The sequence below is a fragment of the Rhizobacter sp. P2_H2 genome (assembly GCF_056403375.1).
This window is the reverse complement of the sequence record NZ_JBFUFP010000724.1, coordinates 1-2,873: the sequence shown is the minus strand read 5'-3', so window position 1 is coordinate 2,873 and position 2,873 is coordinate 1. Positions and strand designations below refer to the sequence as shown.

The 2,873-nt window shown below is 70.1% G+C and carries 3 protein-coding genes; all 3 read left to right on the top strand.

Going from position 1 to position 2,873, the window contains the following annotated elements:
• Positions 1-1,062, top strand: a 1,062-nt coding sequence (locus AC1D15_RS25295) for an RICIN domain-containing protein (RefSeq protein WP_477828150.1), incomplete at its 5' end; no start/stop codon positions are given.
• A 107-nt stretch (positions 1,063-1,169) separates the two neighbouring features.
• A complete protein-coding gene (locus tag AC1D15_RS25290) occupies positions 1,170-1,469 on the top strand; it encodes a helix-turn-helix transcriptional regulator (RefSeq protein ID WP_477828149.1) in 300 nt (99 codons plus the stop codon).
• Positions 1,466-2,836, top strand: a complete 1,371-nt coding sequence (locus tag AC1D15_RS25285; protein WP_477828148.1) for a type II toxin-antitoxin system HipA family toxin — start codon at positions 1,466-1,468, stop codon at positions 2,834-2,836. The genes AC1D15_RS25290 and AC1D15_RS25285 overlap by 4 nt, the downstream gene beginning before the upstream one ends.
• Positions 2,837-2,873 lie beyond the last annotated feature (37 nt).

Here is a 2,873-nt window from a genome sequence, read left to right as displayed (position 1 = left end):
GCCTACCGCTTCTCGAACGCGCAGACGCACCAGTCGCTGGACATCGCCGGCGTCTCCACCGCGAACGGCGCGCTGCTGACGCAGTGGACCGACACCGCCGGCGACAACCAGCGCTTCCTCGTCAACGCGACGCCCGACGGCTACCAGGTCGTCGCGCGCCACAGCGGCAAGTGCCTGGACGTGGCCGAATGGAGCACCGCGTCGGGCGGCAAGCTGCAGCAGTGGGACTGCACCGGCACGCAGGCCAACCAGCGCTGGGCCTTCTCGGCCGGCAGCGGCGACACGACGACGCCGCCGAACCAGCCGCCGACGCAACCGCCCGCAGGCTGGCGCCTGGTGTGGCAGGACGAGTTCAACGGCAGCGCGATCGATGGCAACAAGTGGGGCTTCGAGGTGAACGGCGGGGGTGGCGGCAACAACGAACTGCAGTACTACACCGCGCGGCCCGAGAACGCCTCGGTGGCCAACGGCGTACTGAGCATCAAGGCACTGAAGGAGCGCTATTGCTCGACCGACGGCTGCCGCGACTACACCTCGGCGCGRCTGCGCACGCTGAACAAGGGCGACTGGCTGTACGGCCGCATGGAAGCGCGCATCAAGCTGCCGGGCGGGCAGGGCCTGTGGCCGGCGTTCTGGATGCTGCCGTCCGATTCGGTCTACGGCGGCTGGGCGGCCAGCGGCGAGATCGACATCATGGAGGCCGTGAACGCCGGCGCGGCCGGCGGCAACAACGTCTACGGCACGCTGCACTACGGCGGCGCCTGGCCGAACAACACGAACTCGGGCAAGCCCTTCGTGCCGGCCAGCAGCATCCTCACCGATTTCCACACCTACGCGGTGGAGTGGGAGCCGGGCGTCATCCGCCACTATGTCGACGGCACGCTGTACAACACGCAAACCCAGTGGTGGTCGAGTGGCGGCGCCTTCCCGGCTCCGTTCGACAAGCGCTTCCACATCCTGCTGAACGTCGCGGTGGGCGGCAACTGGCCGGGTGCGCCGAACGGCGCCACGGTGTTCCCGCAGCGCATGGATGTCGACTACGTGCGGGTGTACCAACGCTGATGGAAGCAAAGTAGTCGATATCCATGAAGTGGCAATTCATTGCCACTTCTGGCGCAGGGGCATACACTGCAAAGTAGTCGAAACATCAATTCGACTACTTTGCTGCCATGAACTCTGTGGGTGATCTGTCGGGTGTGGTGCGGGCGTCGCTCGAGGCGTCGACGCTGACGCAGGCGCAGTTGCGTGAGCAGGCCGGTGTCTCGCAGCGCACGCTGACGAACGTGCTGAGCGGGCGCGAGGATTTCAAGCTGAGCACCTTGCTGGCGGTGGCCGACCGCCTGGGGCTGGACGTGGTGCTGGTGCCGCGGGCCGCGGCAGCGGCGGTCGATGCCGGGGCGCAGACGACCGAGCCGCAGGTGAAGTCACGCGTCGCGGCGGCGCTCGAGAGCGTGCGCCCGGCCCGATGAACGTCCAGGCGCTCGGCATCTTCCTGGGCGAGGGGCGGCGCATCGGTGTGCTGTTTCGATACACGCTGGCGGCCGACACCGTGGTGACGCGCTTCGTCGCGGATGAAGAATTCATACAGATCGCCGGCGCACCGACGGTCTCGGCGGGCTGGCTGGCCGATGCGCCGCTGCAGCAGCAGGCGCTGTGGCGCGACGTCAGGTCGACGGCCTTCAACGGCCGCTTCTCGAACCGCAACGGCTGGCTRCTGCCGTCGTTCTTCCAGAACCTGCTGCCCGAGGGCGTGTTCCGCGACCGGGTGGCCGAGCTGCGGGGCTGCGACCCGCGCGATCACTTCGAGATGCTGGCCGCCTGCGGTCGCGACCTGCCGGGCCAGCTGCTCGCGTTGCCGGTGGCGCTGTCGCGCGACGAACTGGCGCGCTGCGTGACGCAGCAGCAGGACGCGCTGGAGATGTCGGTGAGCGCCGAGCCGCTGGACGACGGCGTGTCGCTGTCGGGCGTGCAGCCGAAGGTGGGGGCGATCCGCGACGGCGACCGCTACGTGGCCCGCACGAAGGACCACGACACCCACATCATCGCGAAGCTGCCGGTGGTGGCGCAGCCGCTGCTGCCGGAGGTGGAGCAGCTGTCGTTGCGGCTGGCCGCGGCGGCCGGTGTCGAGGTCTGCGAGGCGTGGCTGGAGCCGCTCGAGAAGCTCGCGGTGCGGCATGGCTACGACCTGGGCGATGCCGATGCGCGCACGCAGTTTCTCGCGGTGCGGCGCTTCGACCGGGGCGAGGCCGGTCGCGTGCATTGCGAGGATTTCGCGCAGGTGCTGGGCGTGATGCCCGAGGACAAGTACGGCACCGGCGCCGAGGGCGGCCCGCGCACCTGCCTGGACGTGGCGGCGGTGCTGATGGGCTTCGACAGCCTGGGCGAGGCGGCGGTGCACGAGCTGTTGCGGCGCCTGGTCGTCAACGAGATGCTGGGCAACCCCGACATGCACCTGAAGAAYATCGGGCTGGTCTATCCGGACGGCGTGCACCCGCGTCTCGGCCCCGCCTACGACATCGTCGCGTACGCGGCCTACAGCGGGCACCAGGGGCATGCGCTGGCCCTGCTGCCGGCGACCCTGGCGCCGCCGGCTGGCCAGGCCGCGGCGCGTGCGCGCCTGCTGTTGTCGCCGGCCGTGGTGCGCGCGTTCTGCGCGGCGTTGCGCATTCCCGAGAAGCCGGCGGCCACGGCCATCCGGCTGGCGGTGCGGGCGGCCTGCGCGCAGTGGCCGGCGATGATGGCCGCGGCGCCGCTGACGGCGATGCAGAAGTCGCGGCTGCTGGCGCATTTCAACGCGCACCCGCTGGTGGCGTCGGTCGCGCGGCGGGCGGCCTGAGGCCGGCCTGATCACCCCTTTCCGCTGGCCGGAAGGC